We start from the raw sequence: 15,004 nt of genomic DNA, 5'->3' as shown, positions 1-15,004 counted from the left end.
CTCTATCGTCCACCCACTGTAATATCATCCACTCTGATGTGAGGCTGACCAACCGTCACATACACGCTGCCGCTCACCGATCCACAAAAGCCCGGTGCCAGACTAATATCATCCGAGCACATCGAAATCTTGTTCATGATGCCAGTGGCCTCGCCAATTAGCGTTGCCCCCTTCAGCGGCTTAGTAATCTTGCCATCTTCAATTAAATAGGCTTCATCTACCGCGAAGTTGAACTGTCCGGTGGGGCCAACGCTGCCGCCGCCCATCTTTTTGCAATAGATGCCTTTGTCGACCGAGGCAAACAGCTCTTCTACGGTGTGCTCACCCGGTGCGATGTAGGTATTACGCATGCGAGAAGCCGCCGCGTGGGTATATCCCTGCCGCCGCCCGCTACCCGTACGCGGATGTCCGGTTCGCATTTCACCTGCCCGGTCGGAGATAAAGTTCTTCAAAATGCCATTTTCGATTAGCAGCGTTCGCTGAACCGGCATGCCTTCATCGTCCATATCGATCGTGCCGAACGCTTCGGTAGACAGTCCTTCATCCCAAGCTGTCAGACTTTCGTGAGCCACTTTTTGGCCTTTTTTATTCATGAAAGGCGTGGTCTCTTTTTCGATCTGAGTGGTTTCTAATAGATGGCCACAGGCTTCGTGAAAGATCACGCCGCCAAAGTGATTGGCCATAATGATTGGATAGTTGCCAGACTCTACATAGTCGGCATAGAGCATGTTGCTAGCGGCTTCGGCGACTTTCTCGGCAGTCTCGCTATAGTCCCAAGCGGTAAGGAAACTAGGGTCGCCCGTGTTACCCAATCGCTCACCAATCGAAGAACGATGCTCACCGTCCGCGCAGAGTAGATTAAAGCCCACTGATTGGGTCAAACGGATATCGCGAGCAAAGGTGCCATCACTAGAGGCCACCAACACTTCTTGGCAGTCGCGGAAGTAAGCGGCGCGGCGAGCCTGCACGTGATCCGCTTTCTCAGCTAGCGCGGCGTTGGCTTCTAGCAGCACCTCGCCCATTGTCTGCATGGATGGGCAGCTAGCGAGCCAGTTATCCTTACCCCGGCCCAGACCGTAATCACGCAATGGCTCTAGATTTATCTCTGGCACGCTAGCCGTTGAATCCGGCATCTCTAGACCCATAATGGCCAGCCCTTTTTCCAAAGCCGCCTTCAAGCCTTCAAAAGACAGATCGTTCGTGCTGACGTAGCAGTCAGAGCTGCCTTTGAATACGCGAACGCCTGCACCTGAAACCAGACTAGGTGAAATGCTAGTGATGGCATCGTCTTCTGCGAGGCAGCTAATATAGTTCTTGCGCTCTAGGAAGAACTCTACGAAGTCGGCTCCCACCGCGCGGCCTAGCCCTAGCAAGGTAGATAGAGGTGCTTTCCAAGTTTTGTCAAATTTGTCTGGGGTGGCGTTGTAGCTGAGCGAAAGAATCTGCTCTAAGCGCAAAGGCTGTTCAAAAATAGCGGCTGTCATCCCGTAGCAAGTCCTGTTGATGTCTTTGCCTTTCAGTCTATCAAATCCACTAGAAGATGGATTTGAATTAAACGTGCGTTCCTAACTATCTCCAGTAATCGGTTTAACCTTTGCCCGGTGAAGCAGCTTGCCATGATGAATAATGCCTGTGTGCGTAACCCGAACGCAATCTCCCGGCTTGGCACTACCAGCTACGAGCTGATGATAGGTCGGATCGTATTCAACTTGGCAATCGACTGTGGCAATTGGCTCTACACCCCATTCGGCCATCAACTGCTCGACGGGACGGACAAATGGCAGGATTTTTGTAGCTGGAAGATCGGGGCGATCCTGGGCGCGTTTGACGATAGTAGGCCACTGAATTAGCCAGCTTTCTAGCGTTTGCAGTGCAGTCTCTTGTAGCGTATCGGCTGCAGTGGTTTCTAGATTGCTCTTATGATGATTTTCCTGATGCTCTCTTGAGTACTTTTGCAACTGGCCTGATTCAAAATGAGCACATAGATCGGTGAAGTCGATCTTCAAAGCGGCTGAAATCTGCATGAGACTAGCTAAACGCATTTTCTGAATATGGCCGTTTTTTAGCTGCTGAATTTGCCAGCGCGAAACCCCTGCCCGCTCGGCCAGCAGACGGTAGCTAGTGATGCCAGCGGCCTGCATCAGCTCTCTTAAGATTTGGGAGATTTGGGTCGAATCAGATGGCATGATAGGAGGTGACGCCTAGCGACACTGAGGTTCGCAAAGATTAGAAGTTGGTACAGGCAGGGGGCGACTATATTAAGCAGATGGGCAAAAGAACTATAAACAAAAGAACTATACAAAGACAAAATTTGATGAGTTCGTTGTTCCTAGCGCAACTTTAAAGAGTTCTGGGTTGAATAATAGACAAGTAAGATCACAAAAACAGATCGCCAAGACTAGAGCAATCGCAAAAACTAGAGCGCAGACCTTGAGTTGATATGGAAGTTGCTATGAATCGTTGGACCTATCGTTTGGGGATAGGACTGAGCGTCGGAACCTTGAGTTTGATGATGGCGGCTGCAGAGGTGATCGCACCTCAGCCCGCACTATCTCAGTCGACATCCCAATCGGCAACCCCAGCAGCGAACGCACCTATCAACCAGACAGCGACCCAAAATCCCGAAATTAAAGTGGGCATCGTTCAGCGCTTTGGTGAAAATGAAACTGACAAACTAACGCTAGCGCCACTTGCAGGCGATCGGCTCACCGTCAGCTTTGAAACAGGCGGCGAGCCTCAGGCGATCACCACCGAGCGGCTAGTCATCGAAACTGCAATGCAGCCTTTACCTGCGCCTGTGATTCAAGAGTGGGTAGTGCTAAGTACTCATCGCAGCTTTGAAAGCGCCGAAGCTAGCGCCGAGCGCTGGCAAGCTGCCGGTATCAACGCCGAGATTGCCCAGCCCGACGCCTGGCAGGTCTGGGCCAAAAGATCCGACTACAGCTCGCCGCTATTGCGCCGACTGCTGCTTGAGAATTTGCACACGTCTGGATATACCACCGCCTTTATTGATAGCCAGGTCGTCACAGAGGTGCCCAAAGCGGCCTTTATCGCAGACGGCTTTAGATATGCCAGGGACGAGTTTTCGATTACCAGCGCCAATCGTCGCATCCAGCTAGGCGAAGGAGAGACAAATCGACTGCGCGATCTGTTCGCGGGCGATATGAAGATTCAGCCTAATTCGTATGGAAACTACACGCTAGTCAATCAGGTGCCTATAGAGTCATATCTGCGCGGCGTGGTTCCTCATGAAATTGGCCCTAGTGCCCCGAAGAATTCGATCGAAGCTCAGGCCGTACTGGCAAGAACCTACGCGCTGCGAAATTTGCGTCGGTTTGCAATTGATGACTATGAGATTTGCGCCGATACGCAGTGTCAGGTGTACTTTGGCCTAGCGCAAACTAGTCCGAAAAGCGATCAGGCGATCGCAGCCACCGCTGGCCAAGTCCTGACCTATAACAATGAACTGGTTGATGCCCTCTATTCTTCAACCACGGGCGGTGTGACGGCCAGATTTACCGACGTATGGAATGGAGAGGATCGCCCTTATCTAACCCCCGTGATCGACTCATTGCAGCCAAAATGGGATCTAGAACAGCGTCCTCTATCCGATGAAGCAAACTTTCGCGCCTTCATTTCCCTGAGAGGGGGCTTTAATGAAGACGGCTGGGAAGCTTTTCGATGGGATCGCAAAGCCTCTGTCGAAGTCCTGAGTGAAACCCTCAAAGAGTACCTGTCGAATAGACAGCATCCTATCGCCAATTTCAACCAGCTCATCGATCTGACGGTCGTAGAACGCGCACCTTCTGGCCGGGTACAAAAGCTGACAGTAGAAACAGATATAGGCTCTTTTGATCTGATCAAAGATGAAGCAGTCAAGGCGCTCGTTCCCCCTCGGAGTCTGTTGTTTTATGTAGAGCCAGTTATGGAAATGCCGAAAGCTGAAACGCCTTCGCCAGAGGCTGGTAGCTCGACGACCTCAGACTCGACTGTTTTGGATGCAGCGATTACAGAAGCAAGCGAGCTAGAAGGTGTCCCCGCCGAGAGTGAACCAGTTGCGATCGCTCAAGATAATTCCAAGCAGGCTAATACTGAATTCCCCAGTGAAGAACCTTCTGAGCAGATGCCAGTTCTAACTGGATTCCGATTCGTTGGCGGCGGTTTTGGGCACGGCGTTGGTATGAGTCAGACAGGCTCATACCATCTGGGAGAGAAAGGGTATTCTTATCAGCAAATCTTGCAATTCTATTATCCTGGAACCCAGCTACAGCCGATCAGCTCGTCGATCACATTCTATAGTGACGATTAGAAGTAGTGCCGGCTAGAAGACTGTGAGTAGCACCGATTTAAGATCAAGAGACTTAGTCCGTACAGACCAATCGCTATTTCGTCCGCACAAAATATTTATTGGCAAAATGTAGATGAATATACAGAAATAGAGGATGTATCCTCGTATTATTCCAATTGAGTAGCAAACTCATCTCAGGAATTGTCAAGATGTTATTGGCCTCTCTACAGCTATCATTTTTGGGTTTAGGCCATGTACCCTCTCGGCTACACATCAAAGAGGGGCGGCTACACAAGCATTTACTCAAGTGGAACGGTGTGGGTTCTCCTCACAGCGTGAGTTAGCCCTTTCAAGGTAAATTTCTCAGGTTTGTTCTCCTAAGTTGATTCCTTAGAGAATTGACTTTGTGAGAGAGTAACCTTACGGAAAATTAGCGCTTAAATACGTACTCCTTCCTTGATCAGGTTGGCAGGTCAGGTTGGCAAACAGAAAAATAACAACACAGCCGCGCGAACACGTAGCGATATAGCTCTGTGCGTCTGCACACTCAAGTCGGGTTCTGCGCTTATGTAGAGTTGCAGTTGCTCGCTTTGCTGCGTACAGGAATTCGCCTGTTTTGTTGTATTCCAGCCAGATAACAAACGCTATAGACACACCTTAGTTTCTGGAAATAGACCTATGTATCTTCCATTTGTGAAGTCCAAGGGGCATCCGGTGATGGGGTTGCAGCCGCTGAAGCTGAAAGATTGGATCGAGATCGACGAGAATTTTGTCTCTCAGCTAGGATATAAAGCGTGGCTGCTAGCCCACCGCTATGAAGATGTATTTGTCTCTTGCCCCGAGACTCAGCCTGCTCAGCAAGAATGTTTGGATTTGCTGACAACGCATCTGATACAACACTTTCCTCATGTCTATCAGCCGATTGGCAATGGCCAGGTAGAGAATGAGCAGATAGAGAATGAGCAGATAGAGGGTGAGCAAATAGAGAGGAAGGCGATCGCGCCATCAGCTCTGATCAACCTCAGAACAAAGCAAACCTGGCGCTGTTCAGACTTTTCGCGATCGCCGCTAGATTTAGCAGCTAGGCTAGTACAAGAGGATCTGTGCATAATGCTGCCCGCAGAGGCCAGCTATCGACTGGCGGCAGCTTCTGTCTGCTTTCCGCTGCGGTGGAACCTCAAAGAAAAGCTGTCTCAACCCATCGCGCAAATCCATCAGCAAGTTCCTAGCTACGCTGACAGGCTAGCTCGCCCAGTCAATCACGTATTCGCTCGTTTAAAGGAAGACTATCCTAGTCTTCGATTTAACTGGAGTATTGTAGATTCAACAGAGCTACATCTCACACAAAATAAGCATGTCACTGGCTTTGATCCAGGAATTACGGCCCGGAATATCGAAGAAAAACTATGGCTACGGGTGGAACGACAAACGCTACGCCGTTTGCCAATAAGTAAGGGCATTTTGTTTACTATTCGAACTTATGTCTACCCTCTTGGCCAAGTTGTGAAAGATTCCAAGCTAGCTGTGCAGCTAGCCGATGCGATTCGCTCACTCCATCCCGATATGCAAAAGTACAAAAATTTATTGCCTTTTAGGCAAGCGCTTTTAACGTATTTGGATAGTCGCGCCGTGTCTCATTCATGCGTGTAGTCTCTTGCACACTGTCTTCATATGCTGTTGTATTCATCTGTTTAGGAGGTTGGTATGCCGTTTGATTTGTCGAATCGAACCATTTTAATCACAGGCGCTAGCAGCGGTATTGGCGCAGCTTGCGCTAGGCAGCTAGGCACTTGTGGGGCTAGGCTAATTCTATCGGCTCGGCGAAAGGAGAAACTTCAGTCGCTATCTAATGAACTAGAACAATCCTACAAAACTGAGACTTTGCTGCTGCCTTTGGACGTACAAAGCGCAGACGATGTGGCTGCCTCAGTTGAGGGACTGCCAGCATCATGGCAAGAAATCGACGTGCTGATTAACAATGCGGGTCTAAGCCGGGGCTTGGATCCGCAGCAGAATGGCGTACTGCAGGACTGGGAAGAAATGATTGATACCAACGTCAAAGGTCTGTTGTATATGACTCGGGCGGTAGTCCCTGGGATGGTAGAACGACAAGCGGGCCATGTAGTGAATATCGGCTCAATTGCCGCTAGGTACACCTATCCTGGTGGCAGCGTTTACTGTGCAACGAAATCGGCAGTGAAAGTGCTGTCTGAAGGGTTGAAGATAGATTTACTAGGTACGCCGATTCGAGTAACGAATATAGAACCAGGATTGGTAGAAACAGAATTTAGCGATGTGCGATTTAGAGGCGATACCGATAGGGCCGAGAGCGTATATCGCGGGATGACAGCGCTAACGCCTGACGATATCGCTGATTCTATTCTGTTTTCGATTACGCGCCCGGCGCATGTGAATATCAGCGAGCTATATGTTATTCCAACGGATCAATCTTCTGGAACATTGATCGATCGTCGCGCTGGACCGTAGGTCTGAGACACATAAAGGTAGTCCGAGATACATAAAGTTTGTGTTGGAGCCGTTACTATTTTTGCAAATATCAACTGTGTATTTGTATAGACTTCAATCGAAATGCAAGAGATTTTGAGAACAATTTAGTCAGTCTTGATTAGAGACTTTTTCCAATGGTTGTAGATTTTAGTGCGAAGGCAACAGAATTAGCTAAAGAGTCGGAGAAAGTAGCTGCCGAAAGCGCCAGTTCTGAAAATGCCAGTTCTGAAAATGCCAGTTTAAAGAAAGCAAACTTGAATACAGAAACGCTCGAAAGGATGGATTCTGGGTCGCTTTGGCATGCACTTGTACAGCACAAACCGTTTGAGCAAAAGCCTCCTAAGTGTATAAAAAGTGGAGCCGGCTGCTACGTCACTGATAGCAGCGGTGACGAATATTTCGACGGAGTTTCTGGTCTGTGGTGTGTGAATGTAGGCTATGGGCGTCAAGAGCTAGCAGATGTCGCTTACGCGCAAATGTTGAACCTGTCTTATTCGCCGCTGACGATGAGCCACGAGCCGGGTATCCGCCTAGCTCACAAGCTGCTAGCGCTGCTCGGCTATGAAGGCAAAGTGTTCTTTTCAACTAGCGGCTCTGAAGCCAACGAAACTGCCTTTAAGGTCGCTAGGCAGTATCATGCTCAAACGGCTCCGGCAGGCGCAGGCCCAAGATACAAGTTTATCTCTCGCTATCGAGGGTATCATGGCCATTCCATGGGAGCGCTAAGTGCCACCGCGCAGGCCGAGCGGAAGCTGAAGTATGAGCCGCTGGTGCCAGGATTTATGCATGTAAATCCGCCGTATTACTATCGGTTTGGAGAGGGGCTCTCAGAAGAAGCCTATACGGCTAGACTGTTGCAAGAGCTGGAAATGACGATTCGATATGAAGGCGCAGAGTCAATCGCAGCAGTCATCGTAGAGCCGATTATTTCAGGCGGCGGGGTGATCGTGCCACCGGATGGATACCTGCGTGGAGTAAGAGAGATCTGCGATCGCACAGGCATTCTCTTGATCTATGACGAGGTCGTCAATGGCTTTGGTCGCACAGGTCGGATGTTTGGCCATCAGCACTGGGACGTAGAACCCGACATTATTACCTTTGCAAAGGGGCTCACAAGTGGCTATATGCCGCTAGCGGCGACGGTCGTAAAGCAGCATATCTTTGAAGCCTTCTTAGATGAGCCGCAGCCAGGACAAAAGAGCGATCGCCACTTTCGCCACATCAGCACCTACGGAGGTACGCCAGTTTGTACAGCAGTAGGGCTACGCAATGTTGAAATCATTGAACGCGAAGGATTAGCAGATCAGGCGGCTGAAGTGGGCGACTATCTGCTGACTCGTCTAAAAACGCTATTAGCCCATCCGAACGTGGGTGATGTGCGGGGAAAAGGACTGCTGCTAGGTGTGGAGCTAGTCACTGATAGAGAAAGTAAAACGCCTTTAGAGGATGCCAGTGTGGCGGCGGTCGTAAAAAAATGTCTGGATCAGCGCGTCATGATTGGACGCAACACTAACACCATCCCAGGCTTTACAAATGTTCTAATTATCTGTCCGCCGCTAGTAATCACCCGTTCAGAAGCCGATCATCTAGCCGATGTCATTCACCAGTCTGTCTTTTCGCTATCAAAAAACTGATTCGGGCGCAACTTATCCTGTAGGATATCGCCACTAGCTGGAGCCATTGACTAAATGACTGTTCAAACCGATCGCCCTCCTATTCGTGACCCTAAAGGGAAGCCGAAAGGCAATCTGTCGCGCAAAACATCGTTTCGCCTGTTTAATCGTGCGCTGTCTTTTTTAGCGATCGCAACTGCTCTACTGCTTTGGTTTTTGGTTACCAATCTGGGTCTAGTCGATCCGTTGTTTTTTCCTTCGCCTCAAAGCGTATGGGCCGCTTTTGTCACCATTGTGCAAAACGGCTATAAAGGGCGATCGCTGCTTGCCCACATTGGCTCTAGCATGTGGCGACTGCTGATCGCTTTTACGATGGCGCTGGGGCTAGCGGTGCCATTAGGGCTAGCGAGTGGCTACTTCAAACCTGTCCGGGCAGTGCTCGATCCGTTTATCGAATTTTATCGGCCCTTGCCACCACTGGCCTATTACACGCTGCTAGTCATTTGGCTGGGTATTGAGGATGCTTCTAAAGTTGCGCTGTTGTTTTTGGCTGGATTTGCGCCGCTATATATCGCCATGGTGTCTGGGGTTCAACGGGTGCCACGCGATCGCATCAACGCCGCCCTTTCTCTAGGCTCTTCTCAGTGGCAGGTATTCACCCAAATCGTGTTTCCCTCCTGTCTGCCTGAGCTGTTTATTGGGCTGCGTACGGCTCTAGGCTTTATGTACACCACTTTAGTCGCAGCAGAGATGGTCGCGGCAGTCTCCGGCATTGGTTGGATGGTATTAGACGCCAGCAAATTCTTACGCAGCGACATCATCTTTGTTGGCATCTTAATTATGGGCGTCATTGCAATCATTCTTGACTTGGGCCTGCGCTGGCTCCAGGCTCGCTATCTGCCTTGGGTCGGTAAAGAATAGATCTTCTGTTTTTGATTCAGCGCATTACGAACGATATGTAGAAATTCAAATACGGAGAAGAGCAACAAAAGAAAAAGTCAAAGGTACGGTTCGAGGTAGACTTGCCTAGGATGAGACGATTTCGAGACAATCTTAAAACTACACCTGAAATTACAACAACGTGAGGCCACGCAGCTAGATATGTACACGCTTAGACGATATTCTCGAAGACGGATCAACATTCTCCTAGGACTGCTCAGCTTAATTCTGGTAGTGACGTTAGCTGCCTGTAGCAACGAACCAGCCGCTACGACTACCGAAGCGACTGAAGGCGCTATGCCCAGCGAGTTTCGCATTGGGTATCAGGTTGTCCCTAATGCCGAACTTTTGACTAAGAACCAAGGATTTGCTGAGGCAAAATTCCCCGATGTGGACATTCAGTGGCTGCCCTTCGATTCTGGTCGAGATGTTAATACAGCAATGGTTTCTGGCGGAATCGACGTTGGTCTAGCAGGGTCTGTTCCGGTCTCAACCGGTATCGCTCAAGACTTACCCTACCAAGTTTATTTCATCCACGATATTATTGGCGATAACGAGGCGCTTGCCGTTACAGAAGCTTCTGGTATCCAATCAATGGCCGATGTGCCTGGTAAAAAGATCGGCGTTCCCTTTGGCTCAACTACTCACTTTAGTCTGCTCTCCGCTCTAGAAAGTGAAGGGATTGACCCGGCAGATGTGCAAATTCTAGACATGCAGCCCCAAGACATGCTAGCAGCGTGGCAGCGTGGCGATATCGATGGTGGCTTTGTCTGGCATCCAACGCTTTCTAAAATGCTAGATGCGGGCGGCAGCGTTTTAGTGACAGCCAAAGAACTGTCGGAGAAAGGAATCATCACTGCCGATTTGGGTATCGTCAATAAAGAGTTTGCTGACACTTATCCTGACTTTCTAGCGGGCTATGTCGACGCCTTAGACGAAGCAGTTCAGTTCTATCGAAACGAGCCTGAAGCCGCCGCTGCAGCAATGTCTGAAGAGATTGGACTCTCGCCTGAAGAGAGTCTTGAAGTGATGAACGAGCTAGTTTGGGTAAGCGCCGATGAGCAAGCTTCTGAAAAATATCTAGGAACGCCAGAGGAGGCCGGTGCAATGAGTCAGGTGCTAAAAGATTCGGCTGAGTTTATGGTGAAGCAAGAAGCCATTCCTTCAGCGCCAGATCTAGAAGCCTACCGCGCTGCCCTGTTCAACCAGGCGGTTGCTCAGTAGATTCTGTTTCTACAGAGGCTTAGTTACACTGGGTCTCTATAGGTGTTTTAGCCAGGCATTGAGATCTTTACTCTATTTTCTTTTTCATATTTAGTCGCTCAAAAAGTTCATTAAATTCTTTATCGTTCAGGTTCTTTTATGACTCGCCCTCCCGTGATTAACGTGTCTGAAACGAGGGCATCTCAAACTTCCGCCGAAGATGTCTTGATCGATTTAACCGATATTGAGCTAGCTTATGATGTTACTGGACGAGCGCCTTTCTTAGCACTGCAAGATATCAACCTCACGCTCAACACAGGTGATTTTGTGTGTGCGATTGGCCCTTCCGGCTGTGGGAAAACGTCTCTTTTGCGAGTGCTAGCTGGCTACGAAACGCCGACCTATGGCAGCGTGAGCGTAGACGGTAGACCTCATACAAAACCAGATGCCGAAGTGGGCGTGGTCTTCCAACAGCCTAATCTGTTTCCCTGGATGACAATCGAAAAGAATGTAGACTTTGGCCCTCGGATGAAAGGGGTGGACGCGCATCAGCGGCGGCAGCGGGTGAGTCGCTTTCTAGAGATGGTTTCTTTGATTGAAGCGGCAAAGAAGCTGCCACATCAGCTATCGGGCGGCATGAAGCAACGCGCTGCGATCGCCCGAGCATTAGCCGCCGATCCTAAAGTGATCTTGATGGATGAACCCTTTGGCGCACTTGATGCCTTTACTAGGGAATCGATGCAGATGAGCCTACACAACATTTGGAAAAAGACTAACAAAACAATCTTCTTTATCACGCACGATGTTGAAGAAGCTTTACTGCTATCTACCCGAGTAATTTTGATGTATGCTAATCCCGGTCGGATTGTAGAAAATATCAAAAATCCATTTTCAAAAAAACTAGCAGAAACTTCGCCTACAGAGCTGCGCGTGTCGAAAGACTTTATCGAAATGAGAGAGTATCTCGTCCGACGGATCAAAGAATCTGGCGAGTATTAAGCCAGACGTAACTAAGCAGAGTTTCTACGACTGTAGCCCCAGAACAAACAGCCGAATTCCGACAAAGATAAGAATCACCAGGACAATTCTCCTAAACAACAGAGGATCAAAGAACCTCGATAGGATGATGCCTGAAGATAATCCAATGACCATGCTAGGTATCGCAATCAGATACTGTTGAAAAACAGTCTCAGTCAAACGATTTTGAACAATATGGCCGGTGACGACTAAAACGGCATTTCCCCAGAAAAAGACGCTAAGGGTGCTCTTAAATTTTTCTTGGCTCCACTGCTGGCTGCTGCCATAGAGGATAATAGGTGGTCCGGGGATGTTGTAGCTGCTGCCCAAAGCGCCGCATAGAAATCCGGTGCCGTACATCCACCGCCGCGATCGCAATACAGGCATCACCGGATCAAACAAAGCATAGACAGCATAGGCTGCAATCATTAACCCTAGTGCCAACAGCATCCAGTTGCCCGATAGGAAACGCAGCATCACAAAGCCTAGAGGAATACCCAGAAGAGAGCCGAGCCAGAGCTTGCCCACCAGTCCCCAGTCGAAAGAGCGTCGATAGTAGAGACACAGCAGGGTATCGATCGTCAGGCCCAAGATAGCCACCAGCGGCGCAGCTACGTAAATACTAGTCAGCCCAGATAGCACAGGCATAATGATCAGCGCTGCGCCAAAGCCAGAAACACCCCGAATAAAGGAAGCAGCACCTACCGTCAAAATGATAATGGCTTCTAGGGGCATGGTGGCTCCGATTGAAGAGAATTAGGGATCTGTTTTAACAGTCAGAACCTGCGGCGGCGTAGAATCAGCAGGATAGATCAGCGACACATCGACAGTACGCGATGTCATTGGCGGCAGCGTCAGCGTGGCCAGCGGCGTTCCCTGCTGACCGCGTTTCATCACTAGGTGGATATTGCGAATGGTGGGTAGGCCGCGATCGCTCTGATAGCGAACCTGTACAGGCCCCCTAAAAAAAGTCTGAACGGGCAAAGGCTCAAAAAAGCGAAGTCCATCTTCACTAAGCGTATCTTCTTTGATGGCGGTTTCAAGTGCAACAGTAACCGTCTGAGTTTGATCTGTTGGATTTTGCAAGGGCAGCGTCAGGCTGTAGCGGACGCCATAGTTCCCGTGACTTTCATAGGCGGTGTCTGGATAGCGCACCAGCATTTCGGCGCTTTGATTTTGATCAGTGCCCATTCTGCCAGCATAGAGCAGGCTAATACCATAGGAAAAAGATTCCCCGGCTGAGGGAATCGTCAGCTGATCGCTGGTGAGATCGTCTGTGAGGGTTGCTTGCCATTCAGAGCCCTGCGAGACGCCTGCCACTCGGCCATAGATTAACCGCTCGCCTTCTGCTAAGGGCAAAGGCGCAGGGGCAAGATCGCGCGGCCCGGCTAATCCACTTTCTTGTAACAGCGATTCCCAAGACGCCAGCGTGGGTGCGCTTTCAATTATGTTCCCATCCGCGCCCGCTTCTGTGAGGGCAAACTGCGCCATACTGGCTACATAAACCGGCCCGTCGCTTTCTAAGTAGGCCAGCGTTGAACGGCCATTGATCGGGGGCTCTAGCTCTCGAATCGGAATCGGCTGATTCATTAGCATCCGACTCTCACCCGGCGGAATCACCATCGCTGTCGGAAAGATATCCTGCTGCAGGCGATCTTGGAGCATATCCCCAGCAACTCGGCTACCTGGCCCGGCATAGACCGGATCTAAAGGACTAAATGGCACGAAGTCCGGTATCTGAATAAAGGGTGCATCCGGTTGGCTAAGGTAGCTCGCCCCTGAATTGACTCGCACGTTGACCGGTACCGTGCCAGGGTTGTTCACAAGTATGCCGATGTATAAACTATCTAGCAGCTCAGGATTCTCTTCGTCGTAGTCTAGTGCCTTGTAAACGTGATGAGCAAAGACATCGAACCGCCCACTGAACGGAAAGTCGAGATGGGCTTCTGGAACAGCCATACCCGCAGGCGGAAAAGTGGACAGTAGAATGCCAGGATCTTCAACTAGCTCTGGACTGTTGCTATTAAAAACAGGAACATTATCTATTGCTCCAGGCAGCGGCCTGACGGACTGTTCTACGACAAATTCTGTGGGAGCTGGCGGCGATTGGGCAACTAGCTGGGAGGGAGGGGGGCTAGTCAATCGGGCGTTAGTCAGATGAGAATCAATCAATTGAGCGTTGGCAAACGTTTGAGCAAACGTCAGCGCTGTAAACCAGGCAAGCATAGATAAGTCCGTCGTCGTAGGTTGAAGAGTATTTTGCCTGAAGAAGGGACGCGATCGCTATTTTCGCAATACCACTTTGCAGTTTGACCTTCATGGCCTAGACAGCATACACTTCAACTCCTGCAGCTCATATTAGCTAGGACTCTAGAAGATTTTTCTTCCTTCAGTAGTAGAATAACCTTTAGCTGCTGGTAAAAGTAAAGAAAACTGTACAGAGCAATGAAAATCCTCCACGGTACTTGGATTCCAGATGCTAATCCGGCCTTCGTACAAGGAGGTGCCTTTTATCTGTGGATAGAAGCTGGGGGAATAGAAGCTGATGCTGACTGTCAGTATCTCTCCCAAAAAGCAATCGCGCAGGTCTTGGTAGAAGAATTGGGGTTCCCCTCACCTCAAAATTATGACATCAGCAAAAACATTAGTCCGAATACTTTTACGCTACCGACCGCGAATGGTCGGCCTCTGCCTTCTTTAGAACTTGCTCGCTACTTAGAGCTAGAAATACCTAGTTCGTTTGAGTGGCAAACCTGGGAGATAGATTGCTACCGGATCGAACGCTATTTCAAAGGTAGTCAAATCTATCCAGGTATTAGCGCTTTGATCCCGCAGCTCAAAGAGCTGCACTTCATCGCCCACTATCAGCTAGCAGACGTGCAGCTGGGTTCCGATCTGTTGTTTTGGCTTCACTATACCCAAGCATTCAAACAGGTGATTCTAAAAGATCACTATATTCCCTCACTGCGCTATCGGAATCAGCCTATTCGCCAGGCAGGTAGTCAACGAAAGGCAGCTCGCAAGAATCGTAAGGAATCCAGTCAGACGTTCGAGACCTATCCTCATTGGGAGATTGTCAGTGAAACCTACGAAGAGACCCTACAGCGATATATGGACTATATGCCGATCGCCTGTACGTCTGGCTTTGCGGGTTCCAAAGCAGAGCTTAGCGAAGCGCCATACCTATACGATAAAGAAACACTTTTGCGACATTGTTCAGAGTGTTTGCTACACGATATTGTCACTCGCACGCCGCTACCCAAAGCATTTTATAAAAAGATTGAAGGCTCTTTGATCTATAGCTGTCTAAAATCTTCTCACTGGACGACAAACAGCGAACTGACGCTATACAAGCAGTGGCGACCCTGGCGCGATCGCATTGCTCGCACTCAAGATGCAGCGCTGTTCTACCTTTGCTTTCAGCTTCAAGACCCCA

General features: G+C 49.6%; 12 protein-coding genes and 1 pseudogene. 9 read left to right on the top strand and 4 right to left on the bottom strand.

Going from position 1 to position 15,004, the window contains the following annotated elements; genetic code table 11:
• Nucleotides 1-2: 2 nt before the first annotated feature.
• Nucleotides 3-1,484 (bottom strand): TldD/PmbA family protein, encoded by a 1,482-nt coding sequence (locus tag IQ256_RS05875; RefSeq protein WP_193854627.1) that lies wholly within the window; start codon nucleotides 1,482-1,484, stop codon nucleotides 3-5.
• A gap of 81 nt (nucleotides 1,485-1,565) precedes the next feature.
• Complete coding sequence (locus IQ256_RS05870) at nucleotides 1,566-2,186, bottom strand: helix-turn-helix transcriptional regulator (protein WP_193854626.1); 621 nt, start codon at nucleotides 2,184-2,186, stop codon at nucleotides 1,566-1,568.
• A 266-nt stretch (nucleotides 2,187-2,452) separates the two neighbouring features.
• Here IQ256_RS05870 and IQ256_RS05865 point away from each other — a divergent pair, with 266 nt between their 5' ends.
• The 8 genes from IQ256_RS05865 (at nucleotide 2,453) to IQ256_RS05835 (ending at nucleotide 11,550) form a co-directional block, all read left to right on the top strand.
• Entirely contained in the window at nucleotides 2,453-4,309 is a 1,857-nt protein-coding gene (locus IQ256_RS05865; RefSeq protein ID WP_193854625.1) for a SpoIID/LytB domain-containing protein, read from the top strand.
• Nucleotides 4,310-4,497: 188 nt separating this feature from the next.
• Nucleotides 4,498-4,632 (top strand): hypothetical protein, encoded by a 135-nt coding sequence (locus IQ256_RS30010; RefSeq protein WP_255516187.1) that lies wholly within the window; start codon nucleotides 4,498-4,500, stop codon nucleotides 4,630-4,632.
• Nucleotides 4,633-4,966: 334 nt separating this feature from the next.
• Nucleotides 4,967-5,938 (top strand): DUF3445 domain-containing protein, encoded by a 972-nt coding sequence (locus IQ256_RS05860; protein ID WP_193854624.1) that lies wholly within the window; start codon nucleotides 4,967-4,969, stop codon nucleotides 5,936-5,938.
• A 54-nt stretch (nucleotides 5,939-5,992) separates the two neighbouring features.
• Entirely contained in the window at nucleotides 5,993-6,775 is a 783-nt protein-coding gene (locus IQ256_RS05855; RefSeq protein WP_193854623.1) for an SDR family oxidoreductase, read from the top strand.
• Between the two features lie 155 nt (nucleotides 6,776-6,930).
• Entirely contained in the window at nucleotides 6,931-8,430 is a 1,500-nt protein-coding gene (locus tag IQ256_RS05850; protein ID WP_193854622.1) for an aminotransferase, read from the top strand.
• A gap of 54 nt (nucleotides 8,431-8,484) precedes the next feature.
• Nucleotides 8,485-9,330 (top strand): ABC transporter permease, encoded by an 846-nt coding sequence (locus IQ256_RS05845; RefSeq protein WP_193854621.1) that lies wholly within the window; start codon nucleotides 8,485-8,487, stop codon nucleotides 9,328-9,330.
• A 180-nt stretch (nucleotides 9,331-9,510) separates the two neighbouring features.
• A complete protein-coding gene (locus IQ256_RS05840; protein ID WP_193854620.1) occupies nucleotides 9,511-10,572 on the top strand; it encodes an ABC transporter substrate-binding protein in 1,062 nt (353 codons plus the stop codon).
• Nucleotides 10,573-10,710: 138 nt separating this feature from the next.
• Nucleotides 10,711-11,550 carry an ABC transporter ATP-binding protein gene (locus IQ256_RS05835; RefSeq protein ID WP_193854619.1) on the top strand — a complete coding sequence of 280 codons (840 nt, stop codon included), beginning with the start codon at nucleotides 10,711-10,713 and terminating at the stop codon, nucleotides 11,548-11,550.
• 24 nt (nucleotides 11,551-11,574) lie between these two features.
• Here IQ256_RS05835 and IQ256_RS05830 read toward each other — a convergent pair whose 3' ends face one another.
• Both IQ256_RS05830 and IQ256_RS05825 read right to left on the bottom strand, forming a co-directional pair.
• Nucleotides 11,575-12,303: a sulfite exporter TauE/SafE family protein gene (locus IQ256_RS05830; protein WP_193854618.1), complete on the bottom strand. Its 729-nt coding sequence runs from the start codon at nucleotides 12,301-12,303 to the stop codon at nucleotides 11,575-11,577.
• 21 nt (nucleotides 12,304-12,324) lie between these two features.
• Nucleotides 12,325-13,794, bottom strand: a complete 1,470-nt coding sequence (locus IQ256_RS05825) for a DUF3370 domain-containing protein (RefSeq protein ID WP_193854617.1) — start codon at nucleotides 13,792-13,794, stop codon at nucleotides 12,325-12,327.
• 219 nt (nucleotides 13,795-14,013) lie between these two features.
• On the opposite strand from IQ256_RS05825, the pseudogene IQ256_RS05820 reads away from it, so the two are divergent.
• A pseudogene (locus tag IQ256_RS05820) lies at nucleotides 14,014-15,004 on the top strand (ATP-dependent helicase); the annotation flags it as partial.

The organism is cf. Phormidesmis sp. LEGE 11477 (assembly GCF_015207105.1).
Taxonomy (GTDB): Bacteria; Cyanobacteriota; Cyanobacteriia; order Phormidesmidales; family Phormidesmidaceae; genus Phormidesmis.
Note: the sequence above shows the minus strand (reverse complement) of the source record. Positions and strands in the feature narration are given on the sequence as shown.

Excerpts from the sequence above, each read along its gene's own strand:
- IQ256_RS05835 (WP_193854619.1), top strand. The coding sequence starts at position 10,711 with ATGACTCGCCCTCCCGTGATTAACGTGTCTGAAACGAGGGCATCTCAA.
- IQ256_RS05875 (WP_193854627.1), bottom strand. The coding sequence starts at position 1,484 with ATGACAGCCGCTATTTTTGAACAGCCTTTGCGCTTAGAGCAGATTCTT.
- IQ256_RS05840 (WP_193854620.1), top strand. The coding sequence starts at position 9,511 with ATGTACACGCTTAGACGATATTCTCGAAGACGGATCAACATTCTCCTA.
- IQ256_RS30010 (WP_255516187.1), top strand. The coding sequence starts at position 4,498 with ATGTTATTGGCCTCTCTACAGCTATCATTTTTGGGTTTAGGCCATGTA.
- IQ256_RS05825 (WP_193854617.1), bottom strand. The coding sequence starts at position 13,794 with ATGCTTGCCTGGTTTACAGCGCTGACGTTTGCTCAAACGTTTGCCAAC.
- IQ256_RS05830 (WP_193854618.1), bottom strand. The coding sequence starts at position 12,303 with ATGCCCCTAGAAGCCATTATCATTTTGACGGTAGGTGCTGCTTCCTTT.
- IQ256_RS05845 (WP_193854621.1), top strand. The coding sequence starts at position 8,485 with ATGACTGTTCAAACCGATCGCCCTCCTATTCGTGACCCTAAAGGGAAG.
- IQ256_RS05865 (WP_193854625.1), top strand. The coding sequence starts at position 2,453 with ATGAATCGTTGGACCTATCGTTTGGGGATAGGACTGAGCGTCGGAACC.
- IQ256_RS05870 (WP_193854626.1), bottom strand. The coding sequence starts at position 2,186 with ATGCCATCTGATTCGACCCAAATCTCCCAAATCTTAAGAGAGCTGATG.
- IQ256_RS05850 (WP_193854622.1), top strand. The coding sequence starts at position 6,931 with ATGGTTGTAGATTTTAGTGCGAAGGCAACAGAATTAGCTAAAGAGTCG.
- IQ256_RS05860 (WP_193854624.1), top strand. The coding sequence starts at position 4,967 with ATGTATCTTCCATTTGTGAAGTCCAAGGGGCATCCGGTGATGGGGTTG.
- IQ256_RS05855 (WP_193854623.1), top strand. The coding sequence starts at position 5,993 with ATGCCGTTTGATTTGTCGAATCGAACCATTTTAATCACAGGCGCTAGC.